Source organism: Mycobacteriales bacterium (genome assembly GCA_036497565.1).
Taxonomy (GTDB): domain Bacteria; phylum Actinomycetota; class Actinomycetes; order Mycobacteriales; family QHCD01; genus DASXJE01.
Window position 1 is genome coordinate 1 of record DASXJE010000245.1, and the last position, 2,404, is coordinate 2,404.

Below are 2,404 nucleotides of genomic sequence, written 5' to 3' on the forward strand. Positions count from 1 at the left end.
GTCAAGGAGGGACTTGTAATGGGACGTGAGCGCCTGGCTCTGTACAGCCTGGTGGGCCCTGCATCCGACGAGGCCGTCGAGCGCGGACTCGCCGGGGCAGTCTGGTTCAAGAGTGAGGTGCCGCGCAAGCGGATGAAGGAGCTGATGCGACGCGAGGATGGACCCGCCATCCGTGACACCGCGATCTGGCTGGGTGGCATGATACTGCTCGGTGCGGCGGGCGCGTGGCTCTGGATCTCGGTCAGCCCGTGGCTCGCGGCGCCGGTGTTGCTGCTCTACGGCCTGCTCTACGCCAGCGCCGGCGACTCGCGTTGGCACGAGGCGGGGCACGGAACTGCATTCAAGACCCGCTGGATGGACACCGCGGTCTACGAGATCGCCTCGTTCATGATGATGCGTGAGCCCACCGTCTGGCGATGGAACCACACCCGTCACCACACAGACACGATCATCGTCGGCCGCGACCCGGAGATCGCCGCGATGCGCCCGGCCCGCCTCGCCCGGATCCTGCTCAACTTCTTCGGCCTGGTGGACGTACCGACCTCGTTCAAGCTGATGTTCCTTCACGCGGTCGGCCGGCTTACTCCGGACGAGGCAGAGGTGGTGCCCGACCAGGAGCAGCACCGGGTGTACCGCAAGGCGCGGATCTGGCTGGCTATCTATGCAGCCACCGTTGTCGTGGCGGTGCTCACCGGCTCTATCGTTCCGTTCCTGCTGGTTGGTGGACCGCGCATCTATGCAACGTTCATGCACCTGGTCTATGGCCTGACCCAGCACGCGGGCATGGGCGAAAACGTGCTCGACCACCGGCTGAACACCCGGACCATCAAGATGTGCTGGTTCAACCGGTTTCTGTACTGGAACATGAACTATCACGTGGAGCACCACATGTTCCCGATGGTGCCCTTCCACCGGCTTCCCGAGCTACACGAGCAGATCAAGGGCGACCTCGCCCCGGTATATCCCTCGATCTGGGCGGCCTACAAGGAGCTCGTGCCCGCAGTCCTGAAGCAACTCAAGGACCAGAGCTATCACGTGCGACGCGAACTGCCACCCGGGGCGCCCCCGTACAACGAGCCGGCGTTGATCGCCTAGCGGCCAGCCCGAACCAATCGAAAGGACAGTCGTGCCCAACTGGGTGCCCGCGTGCGCCATCGACGACGTCGATGAGGAGGACGTGATCCCCTTCGAGCACTTGGGCGTCGACTACGCCATCTACCGCTCGCCCGACGACCAGTACTTCGCCACGGCCGGTCACTGCACGCACGAGAAGACCCTGCTGTGCGACGGCCTGGTCATGGGCGCGATCGTAGAGTGTCCGAAGCACAACGGGCGGTTCGACTATCGCGATGGATCACCGCAGGGCGCGCCGGTCATCGTCGGCCTGCAGATCTACCCAACGATGATCGACTCCGGCACCGTATACATCGACATCGACATCGACTGAGGCATCAGCGATGAACCCGCGAGCAATGATCGTCGTCGGAGCGGGAGTGAGTGGCACGCGGGCAGCCGTAGCAATCCGGGAAGGCGGCTGGGCCGGGCCGGTTTGCCTGCTTGGCGAGGAGACCGATCACCCGTACGATCGACCGCCGCTGTCCAAGGCTGGCTTGGCCGCCGCGGACGGCCCGCCTCCCACGCCGCTGGTGGCAGAGGGCTCCCTCGTTGCCTCAGGCATCGAACACGCCGCGGGAGTCGCCGTAGTGGACATCGACTTGGAGCGCCGTGCGGTCGTCCTTGCCGACGGATCCTCTCGCGCTTACGAGCGACTGTTGGTTGCCACTGGTGCTCGACCGAGGCGCTTGTCCCTTCCTGGTGCAGAGGAAGCGTTGTACCTACGGGACGCGCGCGACGCCAGTGTGTTGCGCCGGCAGCTTCTTCCGGGGGCAAAGGTGACGATCATCGGCGGGGGCTTCCTCGGCCTCGAGGTGGCGGCGAGCGCCGTCCGACGCGGCTGCGCGGTGACTGTCGTCGAGATGGCCGATCGAGTCCTGGGTCGCGTCGTACCTCCAGAGATCGCCGAGATTGTCACCGAGCGCCACCTGACGAACGGCGTGGACTTGCGATGCAGCGTCAGCATTCAGGCGATAACCCGGAATTCGACAAACGCGATTGTCGAACTCAGCGACGGCTCCCGAATTCCATCCGACGTTGTGCTCGCCGCGGTCGGCGCAGTGCCGGAGACGGCGCTCGCCGAGAAGGGTGGGTTGGAGGTCCAGAACGGTGTGACGGTGGACTCCACACTGACTACCTCTGATCCACACGTCCTCGCGGCCGGCGACTGCTGTTCGTTTCCGATCCAGGTCTATGACGGTCGCCGGATGCGCCTGGAAGCCTGGCGAAACGCACAGGACCAGGGTGAGCACGCCGCCAAGGTCATGCTCGGCAGCGACCTCCCGTTCGG

The 2,404-nt window shown here is 65.2% G+C and carries 3 protein-coding genes; all 3 read left to right on the top strand.

What is annotated here, in order from left to right:
* Nucleotides 1-18: 18 nt before the first annotated feature.
* The gene (locus tag VGH85_19790; GenBank protein ID HEY2176052.1) at nucleotides 19-1,095 is read left to right on the top strand and encodes a fatty acid desaturase family protein; all 1,077 of its coding nucleotides are present in this window, start codon (nucleotides 19-21) and stop codon (nucleotides 1,093-1,095) included.
* A 31-nt stretch (nucleotides 1,096-1,126) separates the two neighbouring features.
* A complete protein-coding gene (locus tag VGH85_19795) occupies nucleotides 1,127-1,447 on the top strand; it encodes a MocE family 2Fe-2S type ferredoxin (GenBank protein ID HEY2176053.1) in 321 nt (106 codons plus the stop codon).
* A 25-nt stretch (nucleotides 1,448-1,472) separates the two neighbouring features.
* A partial coding sequence (locus tag VGH85_19800; GenBank protein ID HEY2176054.1) for an NAD(P)/FAD-dependent oxidoreductase occupies nucleotides 1,473-2,404 on the top strand: 932 nt, incomplete at its 3' end.

Coding starts and splice junctions, on each gene's coding strand:
- VGH85_19790 (HEY2176052.1), top strand. CDS start 19: ATGGGACGTGAGCGCCTGGCTCTGTACAGCCTGGTGGGCCCTGCATCC.